Below are 15,081 nucleotides of genomic sequence, written 5' to 3'. Positions count from 1 at the left end.
AGAGGGAAATGGTCTGTTGAGGTACAGGAGAAACCATACTTTTTTCGGGGAAGCGCGGGTGTATATGTGAATAAATTCACAATACAGAGGCTGCGAGGAGATTTTGTTACGGCCCCGTGATTTTTTACCTTTATATGTGAATTAATTCACAAATTAAGGGAGAAGTACATCCGGAGGGAAGCCAAAAAGAATCGGAAAGGAGATCATTGCGATGGCAGTCGTCGAGAGAGAAACCGGCAAGCCAAATGTTGCGGAGATGATTGACCAATTGGTGGCGAAGGCTCACCAAGCCTTGGAGGAATTTATGAAGTTGGATCAGGAAGAGATCGATCGGATCGTTAAAGAGATGGCGATTGCCGGGCTAAGCCGCCACATGGAACTGGCCCGCCTCGCCGTGGAGGAGACCGGACGAGGGGTCTATGAAGATAAGATCATTAAGAATATCTTCGCCACCGAATATATTTACCACAACATCAAGTATGATAAGACCGTTGGAGTGATCCGTGAGAATCCATATGAGGGGATTGTGGAAATCGCGGAACCGGTCGGGGTGATTGCCGGTGTAACCCCCGTAACCAATCCCACATCCACCACGATGTTTAAGTCTCTCATCGCCATGAAGACGCGAAACCCCATCATCTTTGCCTTCCACCCTTCGGCGCAGCTCTGCAGCGCAGAGGCGGCCAAGACGGTCCGAGATGCGGCGATCAGGGCGGGAGCCCCGGAAAACTGCATTCAATGGATCGAGACACCTTCCATCGAAGCGACCCAGGCGCTGATGAATCATAAAGGAGTGGCATTGGTCCTCGCTACAGGTGGTTCCGCCATGGTAAAAGCGGCCTATAGCACCGGAAAACCTGCGTTAGGGGTCGGACCGGGAAATGTCCCCTGCTACATCGAGAAGACGGCCAATATACGGAGGGCGGTTACCGACCTGATCCTCTCCAAAACGTTCGATAACGGCATGATTTGCGCATCCGAACAAGCGGTGATCGTCGATAAAGAGATTTATCAGGAAGTAAAGGATTATATGAGGGAGAATCATTGTTACTTCCTGAACAAGTCGGAAATAAAGAAAGTGGAATCGCTGGTGATTCATCCTGAAACAGGAGCCATCAACAGCAAAGTGGTGGGGATGCCGGCTGCAAAGATCGCGGAGATGGCCGGCGTAGAGGTGCCTCCCGCCACGAAAATTCTGGTGGCGGAGATCGGCGGTGTCGGTCCCGAATACCCCCTCTCCAGGGAGAAATTAAGCCCGGTGCTCGCCTTCTTTAAAGTAAACAGCACGGAAGAAGGAATCAAGAGGGCGGAAGAGATGGTGGAATTCGGAGGGATGGGTCACTCCGCCGTCATCCATTCCAGCAATGATCAAGTGATTGAAGAGTTCGGACGAAGGGTGAAGACGGGACGGATTATTGTAAATGCCCCATCCTCCCAAGGCGCCATTGGAGATATTTATAACGCTTATATGCCCTCTCTGACCCTGGGATGCGGAACCTTCGGCTCCAACTCCACCACCTCCAATGTTTCCGCGATCAACCTGATTAACGTAAAACGGATGGCGAAGAGGACGGTTAATATGCAGTGGTTTAAAGTTCCCCCCAAGATCTATTTCGAGCGGGGCGCGACCAAATATCTGGAGAAGATGCCCAATATCTCCCGGGTCTTTATCGTCACCGATAAGGATATGATTCGCTTCGGTTATGTGGACCGGGTTCTTTACTACCTGCGTAAGCGTCCCGACATGGTCCGGGTGGAGATCTTTTCCGATGTAGAACCGGATCCCTCGACGGAAACGTTAAAGCGGGGGACGGAGCGGATGCGCGAGTTCCAGCCCGATTGCATCATCGCTTTAGGTGGGGGTTCCCCTATGGATGCGGCCAAATCCATGTGGCTCTTTTACGAATACCCGGAGGTAGATTTCAACGGCTTAAAACAGAAATTCCTGGACATTCGCAAACGGGTCTACAAATTTCCGAAGCTGGGCCAAAAGGCTCAGTTGGTCGCCATTCCTACCACCTCCGGGACCGGATCGGAAGTTACCTCTTTTTCCGTCATTACCGATAAAGAAACTCATGTGAAGTATCCCCTGGCCGACTATGAATTAACGCCCGATGTGGCGATCGTCGATCCGGAATATGTGATGACGCTGCCGAAGAGCCTCACCGCCGATACGGGGATGGATGTCCTTACCCACGCCATTGAGGCATATGTTTCCAACATGGCGAATGACTTTACCGATGGACTTGCCATCAAGGCGATTCAATTGGTCTTTGAATATCTGCCGAAGGCATACCACAACGGACAGGATGAAGTGGCCCGGGAGAAGATGCATAACGCTTCTACCATCGCGGGGATGGCTTTCGCCAACGCCTTCCTGGGGATTAACCACAGCTTAGCCCATAAACTGGGGGCGGAATTCCACATCCCCCATGGCCGGGCCAATGCGGTCTTGCTTCCCCATGTGATCCGCTATAACGCCCAGAAGCCGACCAAATTCGCCGCTTTCCCCAAATACGAATATTTCAAAGCGGATCAGAAGTACGCCGAAATTGCGAAGGCCGTCGGGCTTCCCGCCGGTACGGTGGAGGAGGGCGTAGAAAGCCTGATTAAAGCCATCGTAGAGATGATGAAAGAGATGAATATGCCCTTAAGCATCGCAGAATGCGGGGTTGATGCGGCGGAATTTGAGGCAAAGGTGGATCGCTTGGCCGATCTCGCCTTTGAGGATCAATGCACACCGGCCAACCCCAAGATGCCGCTGGTAAGCGAATTGGCGGAGATCTACCGCCAGGCGTATAAGGGTGTGCAAAGGTAAAAGAAGTGAGAAGCGATGTTACCCATCATTGGTAAGTAATGGAGGAATGAACATGTCCATTTTAGAAGGATCAAGGCCGACGATCATTGAGGATGGCGGTGCATGGCGGGGATTTCGGGCCGGAAACTGGATGGAAGAGATCGATGTAAGGGATTTTATCCAAAGAAACTACACCCCGTACACCGGAGATGATTCCTTTCTAGCCGGACCGACGGAGAGGACCCTTAAACTGTGGGATGAGGTGAAGGAACTTTTCCGCAAGGAGCGGGAAAAGGGTGGGGTTTTAGATGTAGATGTCCACACCCCCTCCTCCATTACATCTCACAAACCTGGATACATCGATAAAGAACTGGAACAGATCGTGGGGCTACAAACAGATCAACCTCTAAAACGGGCCATCATGCCTTATGGGGGGATCCGCATGGTGGAACAGGGTTGTGAAGCCTATGGCTACGAACTGGATCCCCAGGTGAAGGAGATCTTCACCAAATACCGGAAGACGCATAATCAAGGGGTTTTTGACGCCTATACGCCGGAAATGAAACGGGCCCGGAAGGCCGGAATCATTACCGGGCTTCCGGATGCCTACGGCAGGGGCCGGATTATCGGGGATTATCGCAGGGTTCCCCTCTATGGGGTCGATTTCCTGATTCGGGAGAAAGAAAGGGAACTCTCATCCTTGGAAAATGAAGAGATGATGGAAAATGTGATCCGTTTGCGGGAGGAGATTGCCGAACAGATCAAGGCGCTTTATGAGTTAAAGGAGATGGCTCTCTCGTATGGGTATGACATTTCCCGACCGGCGGAAAACGCGAGGGAAGCGGTTCAGTGGCTCTATTTCGCCTATCTGGCTGCGGTAAAAGAGCAAAACGGGGCGGCCATGAGCTTAGGGCGGGTTTCCACCTTCCTGGACATTTATCTGGAGAGGGACCTGCGGGAAGGGAAGCTCACCGAAGCGGAAGCCCAGGAATTGATCGATCACTTTGTGATGAAGCTCCGCATGGTCAGGTTCCTCCGCACCCCCGAATATGATTCCCTCTTCAGCGGTGATCCCACCTGGGTGACGGAATCGATCGGCGGGATGGGGCTTGACGGGCGTCCCCTCGTGACGAAGAGTTCCTTCCGCTTCCTCCATACGCTGATCAATCTCGGCCCTGCACCGGAACCTAACCTTACCGTTCTCTGGTCGCCCCGGCTTCCGGAAACGTTTAAAGCGTATTGCGCGAAGATCTCCATCGCGACAAGTTCCATCCAATATGAGAATGACGACCTGATGCGGGCGGAATACGGCGACGATTACGGGATTGCCTGCTGCGTTTCCGCCATGCGGATCGGCAAACAGATGCAATTTTTCGGGGCAAGGGCAAATCTGGCCAAGGCGCTCCTCTACGCCATTAACGGAGGCGTGGATGAAAAACTGAAGGTGCAGGTGGGCCCCCGTTTTGAGCCGATCACTTCCGAAGTTCTCGAGTATGAAGAAGTGATGGAACGGTACGACAAAGTTTTGGATTGGCTGGCAAAGCTTTATATCAATACGTTAAATGTGATCCATTATATGCATGACAAATATGCCTATGAGCGGATTGAGATGGCTCTCCACGACCGGGATGTGTTCCGCACGATGGCGTGCGGGATCGCCGGATTGTCCGTAGTGGCGGACTCTTTAAGCGCCATTAAGCATACCCGTGTCCGGGTCATTCGGGATGAAAACGGCTTGGCCGTAGATTTTGAGCGGGAAGGCGATTACCCGCAGTACGGGAACGATGATGATCGCGTGGACCGAATCGCCCACGACCTGGTCCATCGGTTTATGGAGAAACTTCGCCGACAGAAAACCTACCGGAATTCCTATCCCACCCAGTCGGTATTAACCATCACCTCCAACGTGGTTTATGGGAAGAAGACGGGGAATACCCCCGACGGCCGGAAAGCGGGAGAGCCGTTTGCCCCCGGGGCAAATCCCCTTCACGGCAGGGATCGGAAAGGGGCTATTGCCTCCCTCAATTCCGTGGCCAAGATCGATTATCAGGATTCTTTAGATGGGATCTCAAATACCTTCTCCATCGTCCCGAAAGCATTAGGCCGCGATGAAGCCTCCCAGAGGAAGAACCTGGCCGCCATTCTCGACGGGTATACGATGAAGGGGGGCCATCACCTGAATGTCAATGTACTAAACCGGGAGACGCTCCTCGATGCCATGGATCATCCGGAGAAATATCCACAACTGACCATTCGGGTATCCGGGTATGCCGTTCATTTCATCAAGTTAACGCGGGAACAACAGATGGATGTGATTCACCGGACATTCCATGAAAGCATGTAAGGTTCCATTTTTTCTTGGTCGGGAAGAGGAAGAGGGAACCGTGGGGATGGACGTTTCCGTTGGATCATGGTGTTTTCTGGATGGAATGAGATGGAACGCGCGAAGAAGGGGGGATGAAGATGATCGGCAGGATCCATTCGGTGGAGACGTGTGGAACCGTAGATGGTCCAGGCCTTCGCTATGTGGTCTTTATGCAAGGTTGTCCCATGCGTTGCCGGTATTGCCATAACCCGGATACCTGGGATGTGAAGGCGGGAAAGGAGATCACGGCAGACTCCCTCATGGAGGAGATTGAACGCTATCTTCCCTACATGCGCGCCTCAGGCGGCGGTGTTACGGCTACCGGCGGCGAGCCGATGCTTCAAACCCCCTTTGTGTCGGAGCTTTTCTCCCGCTGTAAGGAGAAGGGGATCCATACCGCGCTCGATACTTCCGGTATTTGCTATCGGCCGGAGAAGAAGCAGGACCCGGATCTGGAGCGGCTTCTCTCCGTCACAGATCTCGTCCTCCTCGACTTGAAGGTGATAGACGCTGCGAAACATCATTGGCTGACCGGCCATCACAATAAGGGGATTCTCGCCTTTGCAAAACTGTTGTCCCGGCGAAATATCCCGATGTGGATACGCCATGTCCTGGTTCCCGGCGTGACCGACGATCCCGAGGAGATCGGGAGACTGGCCCAATTTCTTGCCCAGCTTGCGAGTGTAGAGAAAGTAGAGGTGCTCCCCTACCATAAGCTGGGGGTCTATAAATGGGAAGCCCTGGGGATTCCTTACTCTTTAAAAGATACGGTTCCCCCGGATCAGGATGAAGTGGAGAAAATCTCAAAACTTCTGAATGAGTCTTTACGATCTTCAGTTCCCTTTCATTAACCTTATTAACCTTATTCTCATCGCCCCCCATATCATCTCCTAATATATATGAGGAAGGCCCTTCATCACCCCCCATGATGAGGGGCCTTCCCCTTTTTTTAGAATGGCGGATGCCATCGGATCTCTCTATGACATTGGCATCTTTAATACTTACCTATTTTGCGAGAAACCATGGTAAGTGCCGTTTCTGTTTGTCCCTTCTCCCATAAAATAACGTGTTACAAAAAAGAAGGGGAAGGAACGGGTCATGAAGAGAGATAGATGGGTTGCCGTGATTGGTCTAGGTTTTGTTGGATTACCGTTGGTTCAATTATTGGAAGCGAAGGGGTATTCGGTTCTTGGCATTGATATAGACCGGAGGAAGATCTCCTCCCTCCAGGAGGGGAGGAGTTATTTATCCGATTTTACCGATGAAGAGATGAAAGAACTAATCGGCAAGGGAACGTTTATCCCCACCGAAGGGTATGAGGAGGTGGGCAGGGCGGAGTACATCATCATCGCCGTTCCCACGCCCTTACGTGAAATGGAGCCTGATCTTACGGCGGTGAAGGAGGTCCTTCATACGCTCCACCCCTATCTCCGATCCGGTCAAACGGTTATCCTGGAGAGCTCGACGTATCCCGGCACCACGGAGGAGATGGTGAAAAGGATCTTGGAGGAAACAGGCCTTCAAGTGGGCAAGGAGATTTTCCTCGGGTATTCGCCCGAGCGGATTGAACCTGGGAACGACTCTTTTTCCTTGGCGAAAATCCCTAAAGTGATCAGTGGAGTAACTTCAGAGTGCTTAGGGAAAGTAAAGGAGCTGTATGGGGATCTTTTTGAAACGATCGTTCCGGTCAGTTCTCCCAAGACCGCCGAATTTGTGAAGATGCTGGAGAACGGCCAGCGCCTTGTCAATATCTCGTTCATCAATGAAATCAATATGCTGGCCCATCGACTAAAGGTAGATGTATGGGAGGTGATTGAGGCGGCCAAGACGAAGCCTTATGGATTTACCCCCTACTACCCCAGTGCGGGAGCCGGCGGACATTGCATCCCCGTGGATCCGGTTTATCTGGCCTGGTCGGCCCGGCGTGAGGGGATGAGGCTGCGGATGATCGAAGAGGCGATCCGGGTGAACGAACTGATTCCCCATTTTGTGATGGAGAGGGCAGTGGAACTTCTCGAACGGGAAAGGATCCCCCTGGAAAAAGCAAAGGTTGGGGTGATCGGGATTACCTATAAGAAGGATGTAAACGATATCCGGGAATCGGCAGCCCTGAAGGTGGTTCGTCTCCTTCAGGAGAGGGGGGTCGAGGTGGAGGTGTATGATCCCCTCTATTCGGAAGATCTGCCCAGGTTGCCTCGTTTTTCTTGGGAGGGGGAGAAAATTCGCTCCTTTGATCTCATCCTCATCCTGGTGGACCATTCCCGCATTCCGTGGGAAGAGTTGATTCGCTGCGGCCGGCTCATCTACGATACCCGAAATGTGACGCGGAGGGTTCATGCCCCCCACGTCGTGAGGGGATGAGGAGGGGGTGAGCAGGAGACGCATCTTTTTTCTGGATCACCGCTCTATTTATCTGAATAGTTTAGGAGATTCCCTCTCCCAGATGGGACATCAACTTTTTTACCAGAGTTCATGGAACATGAAAGAGATTGAAGCCGGCATTCGCTATTTCCGCCCGGAGATTCTCCTCACCGTGGGATGTGATGCGCCCCTAACCGCCCCCACGCTCGCGGTTCTCCCGGAAATCGCGATGAAGTATCGGCTCTTCCACATCTATTGGGCGACGGAGGATGGTCTCTTTCATGAAGGCTGGTCGATCCCCTTGATCCGGAAGATTAAGCCGGATATGGTCTGGACCATTCATCCTGCCTGCGTGAACAGCTACCGCAACATGGGAATTCCCGCCCTGTATCTGAATTTTGCCCTAAACCCCCGCCTTTTCCCGGCAAAGCCCTGGGGCATTGAAGAAACGTATGAGATCTCCCTGGTAGGGACAACTCACCTCCACGCCCCTACCTTCCGAATGGAGAGTTTTAAGCAGCTGTTGGTTCCGCTCCTCGGCGCAGGTTATGATCTCCATATTTGGGGATACGGCTGGCAGGAAGATCCGGAATCCGTCACAAAGCATCTGGGGGTTTCCATCCCGTCCCATCGCCTGCACGGCTATCTCCCGTATAAGGAGTCCGCGCGGGTTTATCACCAATCAAAGATCGTTTTGGGGATCCAAAATGCGACGGACCAAGTCTCCCAAAGGACGTATGAAATTTTGGGAAGCGGAAGCCTCATGTTGGGGAGCCGCACCCCCGCCTTAGAGCGCTTATTTAAAGATGGAGAGGAACTCCTTCTCTCCTCCTCGCCGGACGAAACGCTGCGGCTCATCTCCCGGTACCTGAACCAACCCGAAGAGCGTTGGGGGATTGGGAGGAATGGGCATCAAGCCGTTTTACAAAAACATACCTATGGGAACCATCTTAGGGCGATTTGGCCGTCGGTGGAAAACGAGATGAAGAAAAAGGGGTGGGCAGATGATTCCTCTCATTAACCTGAGAAGGCAATTCGCTTTCATCAAGAAAGAGTTGATGCAGGAAATCGAAGAGGTGATCGAGTCGGGCCAATATATCCTCGGTCGGAGGGTGAAAGAACTCGAAGAGAAGATCAAGGAACGATTGGAAGTCAGCGATGCCATCGGAGTGGGAAATGGAACCGATGCCCTTCTCCTCATCCTGGAGGGATTTGGGATCGGGCCGGGGGATGAGGTGATCACCACTCCCTTTACCTTCTTCGCCACTGCGGAGGCGATCTCCCGGGCGGGGGCTAAACCCGTCTTCGTTGATATTGATCCCGTGACCTATAACCTGGATATGAGCCGGGTGGAAGAAGCGATTACTCCAAGGACAAAAGCGATTCTCCCGGTTCACCTCTTCGGCCAGCCGGCCGATATGGAACCGTTGCAGGAGGCAGCGAGGAGGCATTCTTTATTCCTCTTTGAAGATGCTTGTCAAGCCTTCGGAGCAACCTACCGAGGGAAACCGGTAGGGAGTCTGGGAGACGCGGCTTCCTTCTCCTTCTTTCCCACCAAAAACCTGGGAACATTGGGAGACGGCGGTTTGGTGGCAACATCCCACCAAGGGGTGGCGGAACGGATTCGCCTTTTGCGCCAGCACGGGAGCCGGAGGAAATATGAACACGAGAAGATCGGAATGAACAGCCGCCTCGATGAGATCCATGCGGCGGTCCTCCTCCTGGCATTAAAAGAGATTGATCAATGGAATCGGCTGCGGCGGGAAAAAGTGGCCATCTATCTGGCGGAACTGGCGGATCTCCCCTTCCTTACCCTGCCCAGGGTGGGGGAAGGAAGGGAACCTGTTTGGCATCTCTTCTCTGTGGAGGTGGAGAGCCGGGAGATGGTCCGGAAGTTTCTCCAGGATCGGGGAATCGAGACAGGGGTTTATTACCCCCTTTCCCTTCATCTTCAGGAGGCATATCGTTCCTTGGGATATAAGGAAGGGGATCTCCCCGTGGCGGAGAGGGTTTCCAAGAGAATTCTCGCCTTGCCTCTAAGCCCCTTCTTAAGCGAAGCGGAACAAGAGCAAGTGATTTCGGCTCTTCGGGAATATGGGAAAAAGGAAGGCGGGAGTGGGAAATGAGCATCCGTTTTGGCTTGATCGGCTGCGGCCGGATGGGAGAAAAGCATGCGGCCACTCTGGCGGGCATTTCCAATGCCCGGTTGGTTGCCGTGAGCGACATCAATCCTGAACGGATGGAGGCGGTGGAGAAAAGATATCTGCAGGATTCCGGAAGAAACGGCAAGGTAGCCCGGTATCCCGATCCCCTCTCATTGTTGAATGACTCGACCATAGAAGCGGTGGTGATCGCCACCTCCACCCATCTTCATGCCCCTCTCGCCCAGGAGGCAATGCGAGCGGGGAAGCATGTGATGGTGGAAAAGCCGATCTCCCTTTCCTTACAAGAAGCGGAGGAGACGATCAACCTCGCCGGGGAGCTAGGCAGACACCTCCTCGTATGCCACCAGCTCCGCTATCGCCCCCTTCTGCAAAAGTTGAAGGAATGGGTAGAGGATGAAAGGCTTGGGTACATCCATTTGGGGAGTATCCGCATCTCTTTCGCCCGTCCTCTCACCTATTATCTGTCCTCCCCGTGGCGGGGAAGGCGGCTGACCGATGGCGGGATGGTGGTGAATCAAGGGATCCATCTCCTTGATCTCCTCCTCTGGCTGATGGGTGAAGTGGATTCGATCTACGGAGAATTCGTGCATTGGCGAACCGAGAAAGAGACGGAAGATGCGGCGTTGGGGATTCTCTCTTTCCGCCGGGGAGGAAAAGGGGTCATGGAGATGAATGTGATGACCTACCCGGCCAATTTGGAAATGGGCCTTTCTCTTTTCGGGGAAAAGGGGACGATCTCCTTGGGAGGGCCTTCCATGAACCAAATAAAACGGGTCGCCCTGGAGGGCCATGAAGGAGCAGAGGAGGAAGCAGCCGCCCTCCTGAAGGAAGAGGGAGAGGAGAGACGGATGTATGAAGCCTTTATCCGCACCCTTCTTTCTGGGGAGGCGTCCCTCCTGATACCATCTCGCCAAATTTACCACGCCTTAGAGACTTCTCTCGCCTTCTATCAATCCGCCGCTGCCCATCTTCCCGTCTTTCTCCCCTTGAGAGAAGATCACAGGGAAAGGAGGGAGAAGGATGCGGATCTTTCATGGGGTGATTGAAATTGCCGGCCAAATGGGCATTTTAAGCGGAGAACTCAAGCGGAGGGGCCATATCGCCGTGGGCTATAATATCTTTCATTCCTATTTAGGATATCAAAATCATTTAATCAACACCATCTATCCGGAGATTGGGAACCAGTCCAGGCATCTGATTCATTTCTTCGACCTCTTTCATTTCCACTACAGCAGTACCATTCTGCCGGAATATGCGGATCTTCCCCGGCTGAAGGGATTGGGGAAAAAGATGGTGATGAACCATTGGGGGAATGATGTCCGTTTCCATGATCAGGCCAGACGGAATAATCCATACGTTTATACCGGGGATTCCCCTTCCAATGAGACGATCCACAAACAACTTGCCTCCATTTCCCGCTATATCCGGGAGGCGATTGTACAAGATTATGAGGTTTATGCGTATGTGGCTCCGTATTATGAAAAGGTGCATGTTCTCCCCATAGCCCTCGATATGCGTGGCCTCGCCCCTCATTATCCCGATCCGTCCAATATCTGCCCTCTAATCCTTCATGCGCCGACCAATCCGGAATTTAAGGGGACGAAAATCATAGAAGCCGCGCTAGATCGCTTAAAACAGGAAGGATATTCCTTCGCGTATCGCCGGATCGAACGGATGAATCATCAGGCGGCTCTCGCCGAGTATGAGAAGGCGGATATCGTGATCGATCAGGTCTTGTGCGGGTCTTACGGATTGTTCAGCGCCGAGGCGATGGCACTGGGCAAACCGGTGGTGGCTTACATCCGGGAGGATCTCGTGTCCCAATTTCCTGCGGATCTTCCCGTCGTAAATGCCAACCCGGACACTCTCTATGGAAAGGTGAAGGAGTTGTTGGAACAGCCTGCATTGCGCCTTCGGTTGGGGATGAGGGGAAGAGCTTATGCCGATCGGGTCCATCGGGTGGAGAATGTGGTGGATCGGCTTCTTGTGATCTATGGAGAGTTAAATTCCTAGGAAGAAAAAAGACGGAGCCGACCTGTTTTCATTCAAGGTAAAGAAGAGATAGGAAATCCAAGGGACCGGGAACCCCCAAAAAAAAAAGCGGAAGGAGGGAGATGTGATGAATCTGGAAAAGATGATGTTCTTCGTCCCGAACCGATTGTTCATTAAGCATAAAATGATGCTTGTCTCGTTTAATATAGCGGTTATTCCCACCGATATGACGGTAACCTCCATGATGCTTCATGTGCCCTTGTCGGGTGCGTCTGGGAGCTCTGCCACCTTGTTGATCCGGCCCATCGCCTCCGGATGGGATGAGTCCCTGGTGCGAGGGGGATATTCTCCGCCCGTAGGCGGCCTTCTTCGCACCATACCCATTACTCCCCATACCGTGGAAGCAAGGATGGATGTGACGAGCCATTCCCATTCGTGGCGCTTTCAGAGCCTGGAGAATCATGGGCACAAAATATGGTACGAGGGAACCCTTCTGTTTCCTTTCAGAGAGAGCGATCCCCCCTATTTGGTGGTGGCCACCGTATAACTTGTCCGGCGGGGATGTGGAAGGATATGGAATATGGATAAACAGGACGCAGAACAAGGTGGAAAGGAAAGGATGTGAGAAAGGTGACGGAAGGGGAGGGAGTAAACATATTGGTCACAGGGGGAGCCGGATTCCTGGGTTCTCAGCTGGTGAAGAGGCTTCTTCCCATCGTAGGCCGCCTTTTTGTGGTGGATGATCTGTCAACCGGGAACAAGGAGCAATTGCCCTCCTCCGAGAAGATCTCCTTTTTCAAGGGGAGTTTTGATGAGGAGGCGTATCTGGATGAGGTGTTGCCCCAGGTGGAGATTCTCTACCACTTGGCCTGCCGCAACTTGGTCCGGTCGATCGAGGATCCGGTAGAAGATATCCGGGTTAACCTCTGGGGAGGATTTCGCCTCTTGGAGAAAGTGAGGGAAAAAGGAAAGCGCCTGAAACGTTTTGTTTATACCTCTACCGCCTCCGTTTACGGAGAGGCGGATCTTCTTCCCACCCCGGAACAGGAGATGAAGCCAAATCTCCCTTATGCCGCCAGCAAGCTGGCGATGGAGCATTATTGCCAGGTTTATCACCGTCTGTACCGGATTCCTGTGGTCATTTTTCGCCTCTCCAATGTGTATGGCCCCGGCCAGGTGCCAACCAATCCTTATTGCGGGGTGGTGAGCAAGTTCCTTGAGGCTCTTGAGAGGGGAGAACCCCTAACCATCTATGGAGATGGGGAGCAGACGCGGGATTTTACCTACGTGGAGGATGTGATGGATCTCCTCTTCATGGCGGGATGGGAGGACCGCTTCATTGGCGGGGTTTGGAATGTGGCCACCGGAGTGGAGACGACTGTCAACCGCTTAGCGGAACAGGTGAAGGAGGTTGCGGACCTTCCGGAGTATCCCTTGTGCTACCTGCCCAAGAGACAAGTGGATCAAGTGAGGAGACGTTGCCTGGATATCTCCAGGTTAAAGAAGGAGATCGGTTGGGAGCCCCGCCATGCCCTACATGAAGGGTTAGGGAAAACCTATGCATGGTGGCGGAAGGAAAGAAATCTGTAGAGAGGAGGGGGAAACATCATGATCGGCAAAGCGGTCACGATGGGGGCGGATGTAAGCATCGGAAAGGATGTTCAGATTGGAGATGGGACGGTGATCGGTGAATATGTCGTCATCGAAGAGGGTGCCCTCCTCGGGGAAGGGGTACGGATCGGCCACCATGCGGTGATTGAAAAAGGATCCTCGATCGGGAAAGGCAGCAGAATTGCTCACCATGCGGTAATCGGCCGAGGGAGCAGATTGGGTGAAGGCGTGGAAGTGGGCGATTTCTCCCTGATCGGTAAGGTCCCTTCGACCGGCAAGAAGATGGCACGAAAGCCGATAGGAGGAGGGCAACCCGCCTGCCTGGGGGATGGGGTGAAGATTGGGTCCCACGCGGAGATTTATCAGGATGTGGTGTTGGGAAAGGACGTATTTGTGGGGGATCTGGCCAGTATCCGGGAGAAGGTGGAGGTGGGGGAGAAGAGCATCATTGGCCGCCATGTGACGGTGGAGTTAAACTGTCGGATCGGCAAAGGGGTGACGATCCAGACGGGAAGTTACATCACCGGGGATATGGTGATTGAGGATGAGGTCTTTATCGGCCCGTGCGTTTCTTCCTCCAACGATAAGTATATGGGGCGAGGGGATTATCCCCACCGGGGACCTCATCTGAAGCGGGGTGCGAAGATAGGCAACAACGCCACCCTGCTGCCCGGAATTACCGTGGGGGAAGGGGCGGTAGTGGGCGCAGGGTCGGTGGTGACGAGGGATGTGGAGGACGGGGCGACGGTGGTGGGAAATCCTGCCCGTAAACTGGAAGAAAAAAGAGAATCAATCAGGGAGGAAAGAAGATGCCGTTTCTGCTGGCTGAGCCATCTGGACTGAATAACCACATCGTTACATGCGAGTACCTCTATCCCGTCTCCGGCCATGAAGAGAGGATTTGGACGGCTGAGGATTTACGTCCCCATCTCTTTTATCTTCATCAGGGCAAGATGGTGGACCGTTTCTTCGGCGGAGTTCTTTTTGAAGCTTTAAAGTCGGAGAAGGGGGAGATTCTCTCCGGAAAAGCATTGGGAATGGGGATGGAAAACACCGAACAAGGGTGGGAAGAAGCGTTAAACGCCCTTTTCAAAACGGAGGGGAATCTATCTGCCCTTTTGGAACTATCCAAAGAAAACGTTCAACCCAAAAGGATCGATCTTTGGATTGCCCTTCCTTATCCCTACCCTTCCTCTGCCCGCCGTTCATGGCCAGGGGGGAGGGCGGGCATTCTTTTGAGTTGGATCGATCAATTTTTATACCGCTGGGAAGAAATCCGGAAAAGATTTCCCGGACATTCGGTAGATTTCAAAGGATTTGCCTGGACGAAAAGTTCCCTTGATCTAGGGGATGAAGAATTAATCTCCCTTCTCGCCACGAAACTGCACCCGCTTGGATGGAAGCTCATGTGGCAACAAAATTACGGAACAGCCAAAGCGATGGAAGGGCGGAAGATGGGCTTTGATTATATTTTGATTCGTCCCACCCATTTAGGGGATCCTCCCGAAGGCCCCCGGGGAGAAAAATGGATTGCCGCATCTGCGGCTTGGGCAAATTTCCAAGAATTTGGACTCATTCTTTGGGGAGATGAGCGGGTTTCCAACGCGCAAATTATCGATTACCTGAATGCGGGACGGGATTCTTTTATGCATGCATTTCAATTCTATGAGTTGGGGGCGAGAGGAATCCTGCCCTATTACCAAAGGGGGGATCCGATCTATGTTTATCTCTACGCCTATACGAAGGGAGCCTATGCGAACATTCCGGTTTTGGCGAGAGATTGAACCTTA

12 protein-coding genes are annotated in these 15,081 nt (G+C 52.8%); all 12 read left to right on the top strand.

The genetic code is table 11. From position 1 onward, the window contains the following. The first annotated feature begins 211 nt into the window (after nucleotides 1-211). Nucleotides 212-2,818, top strand: coding sequence for a bifunctional acetaldehyde-CoA/alcohol dehydrogenase (gene adhE / locus THEAE_RS0116800; RefSeq protein WP_028988226.1), 2,607 nt, complete (start codon nucleotides 212-214; stop codon nucleotides 2,816-2,818). A gap of 52 nt (nucleotides 2,819-2,870) precedes the next feature. Then, nucleotides 2,871-5,141: a formate C-acetyltransferase gene (gene pflB, locus THEAE_RS21540; RefSeq protein WP_039944522.1), complete on the top strand. Its 2,271-nt coding sequence runs from the start codon at nucleotides 2,871-2,873 to the stop codon at nucleotides 5,139-5,141. Nucleotides 5,142-5,260: 119 nt separating this feature from the next. Continuing rightward, complete coding sequence (gene pflA, locus THEAE_RS0116785; RefSeq protein WP_028988225.1) at nucleotides 5,261-6,013, top strand: pyruvate formate-lyase-activating protein; 753 nt, start codon at nucleotides 5,261-5,263, stop codon at nucleotides 6,011-6,013. Between the two features lie 247 nt (nucleotides 6,014-6,260). Further along, nucleotides 6,261-7,523, top strand: coding sequence for a nucleotide sugar dehydrogenase (locus THEAE_RS0116780; protein WP_028988224.1), 1,263 nt, complete (start codon nucleotides 6,261-6,263; stop codon nucleotides 7,521-7,523). 7 nt (nucleotides 7,524-7,530) lie between these two features. Next, nucleotides 7,531-8,544, top strand: a complete 1,014-nt coding sequence (locus THEAE_RS0116775) for a CgeB family protein (RefSeq protein ID WP_028988223.1) — start codon at nucleotides 7,531-7,533, stop codon at nucleotides 8,542-8,544. Then, nucleotides 8,528-9,649: a DegT/DnrJ/EryC1/StrS family aminotransferase gene (locus THEAE_RS0116770; protein ID WP_028988222.1), complete on the top strand. Its 1,122-nt coding sequence runs from the start codon at nucleotides 8,528-8,530 to the stop codon at nucleotides 9,647-9,649. The genes THEAE_RS0116775 and THEAE_RS0116770 overlap by 17 nt, the downstream gene beginning before the upstream one ends. Beyond that, on the top strand, nucleotides 9,646-10,734 hold the full coding sequence (locus THEAE_RS21535; RefSeq protein ID WP_052330106.1) for a Gfo/Idh/MocA family protein: 1,089 nt from the start codon (nucleotides 9,646-9,648) through the stop codon (nucleotides 10,732-10,734). Before THEAE_RS0116770 ends, THEAE_RS21535 begins: the two co-directional genes overlap by 4 nt. Then, nucleotides 10,709-11,701 (top strand): glycosyltransferase, encoded by a 993-nt coding sequence (locus tag THEAE_RS0116760; protein WP_028988221.1) that lies wholly within the window; start codon nucleotides 10,709-10,711, stop codon nucleotides 11,699-11,701. Before THEAE_RS21535 ends, THEAE_RS0116760 begins: the two co-directional genes overlap by 26 nt. A gap of 106 nt (nucleotides 11,702-11,807) precedes the next feature. Beyond that, entirely contained in the window at nucleotides 11,808-12,227 is a 420-nt protein-coding gene (locus THEAE_RS0116755; protein ID WP_028988220.1) for a hypothetical protein, read from the top strand. 83 nt (nucleotides 12,228-12,310) lie between these two features. Next, nucleotides 12,311-13,270: an NAD-dependent epimerase/dehydratase family protein gene (locus tag THEAE_RS0116750; RefSeq protein WP_039944521.1), complete on the top strand. Its 960-nt coding sequence runs from the start codon at nucleotides 12,311-12,313 to the stop codon at nucleotides 13,268-13,270. 18 nt (nucleotides 13,271-13,288) lie between these two features. Further along, nucleotides 13,289-14,134, top strand: coding sequence for an N-acetyltransferase (locus THEAE_RS21530; RefSeq protein WP_084213594.1), 846 nt, complete (start codon nucleotides 13,289-13,291; stop codon nucleotides 14,132-14,134). Then, nucleotides 14,101-15,075 (top strand): DUF4855 domain-containing protein, encoded by a 975-nt coding sequence (locus tag THEAE_RS0116740; RefSeq protein WP_028988218.1) that lies wholly within the window; start codon nucleotides 14,101-14,103, stop codon nucleotides 15,073-15,075. Before THEAE_RS21530 ends, THEAE_RS0116740 begins: the two co-directional genes overlap by 34 nt. The last annotated feature ends 6 nt before the right edge of the window (nucleotides 15,076-15,081 follow it).

Source organism: Thermicanus aegyptius DSM 12793 (assembly GCF_000510645.1).
Classification (GTDB): Bacteria; Bacillota; Bacilli; order Thermicanales; family Thermicanaceae; genus Thermicanus; species Thermicanus aegyptius.
Note: the sequence above shows the minus strand (reverse complement) of the source record. Positions and strands in the feature narration are given on the sequence as shown.

Excerpts from the sequence above, each read along its gene's own strand:
- adhE (WP_028988226.1), top strand. The coding sequence starts at position 212 with ATGGCAGTCGTCGAGAGAGAAACCGGCAAGCCAAATGTTGCGGAGATG.
- pflB (WP_039944522.1), top strand. The coding sequence starts at position 2,871 with ATGTCCATTTTAGAAGGATCAAGGCCGACGATCATTGAGGATGGCGGT.
- pflA (WP_028988225.1), top strand. The coding sequence starts at position 5,261 with ATGATCGGCAGGATCCATTCGGTGGAGACGTGTGGAACCGTAGATGGT.
- THEAE_RS0116780 (WP_028988224.1), top strand. The coding sequence starts at position 6,261 with ATGAAGAGAGATAGATGGGTTGCCGTGATTGGTCTAGGTTTTGTTGGA.
- THEAE_RS0116770 (WP_028988222.1), top strand. The coding sequence starts at position 8,528 with ATGATTCCTCTCATTAACCTGAGAAGGCAATTCGCTTTCATCAAGAAA.
- THEAE_RS21535 (WP_052330106.1), top strand. The coding sequence starts at position 9,646 with ATGAGCATCCGTTTTGGCTTGATCGGCTGCGGCCGGATGGGAGAAAAG.
- THEAE_RS0116760 (WP_028988221.1), top strand. The coding sequence starts at position 10,709 with ATGCGGATCTTTCATGGGGTGATTGAAATTGCCGGCCAAATGGGCATT.
- THEAE_RS0116755 (WP_028988220.1), top strand. The coding sequence starts at position 11,808 with ATGAATCTGGAAAAGATGATGTTCTTCGTCCCGAACCGATTGTTCATT.
- THEAE_RS21530 (WP_084213594.1), top strand. The coding sequence starts at position 13,289 with ATGATCGGCAAAGCGGTCACGATGGGGGCGGATGTAAGCATCGGAAAG.
- THEAE_RS0116740 (WP_028988218.1), top strand. The coding sequence starts at position 14,101 with ATGCCGTTTCTGCTGGCTGAGCCATCTGGACTGAATAACCACATCGTT.